Annotated in this window: 1 rRNA gene; it reads right to left on the bottom strand. The window is 57.8% G+C overall.

Annotated features, from left to right (window positions below):
* Positions 1 to 554 (bottom strand): 16S ribosomal RNA (locus tag WQ57_RS22550); the annotation flags it as partial.

Raw genomic sequence — 554 nt, forward strand, 5'->3', positions numbered from 1 at the left:
GACTTAAAGGACCGCCTGCGCGCGCTTTACGCCCAATAATTCCGGACAACGCTTGCCACCTACGTATTACCGCGGCTGCTGGCACGTAGTTAGCCGTGGCTTTCTGGTCAGGTACCGTCAAGGTACCGGCAGTTACTCCGGCACTTGTTCTTCCCTGACAACAGAGCTTTACGACCCGAAGGCCTTCTTCGCTCACGCGGCGTTGCTCCGTCAGACTTTCGTCCATTGCGGAAGATTCCCTACTGCTGCCTCCCGTAGGAGTCTGGGCCGTGTCTCAGTCCCAGTGTGGCCGATCACCCTCTCAGGTCGGCTACGCATCGTGGCCTTGGTGAGCCGTTACCTCACCAACTAGCTAATGCGCCGCGGGCCCATCTGTAAGTGACAGCAAAAGCCGTCTTTCAGCATTCCCTCATGTGAGGGAATGAATCATCCGGTATTAGCCCCGGTTTCCCGGAGTTATCCCAGTCTTACAGGCAGGTTGCCCACGTGTTACTCACCCGTCCGCCGCTGACCATCGGGAGCAAGCTCCCGAAGATCCGCTCGACTTGCATGTA

This window comes from Mesobacillus campisalis, assembly GCF_000986785.1.
Classification (GTDB): Bacteria; Bacillota; Bacilli; order Bacillales; family Cytobacillaceae; genus Mesobacillus_B; species Mesobacillus_B campisalis.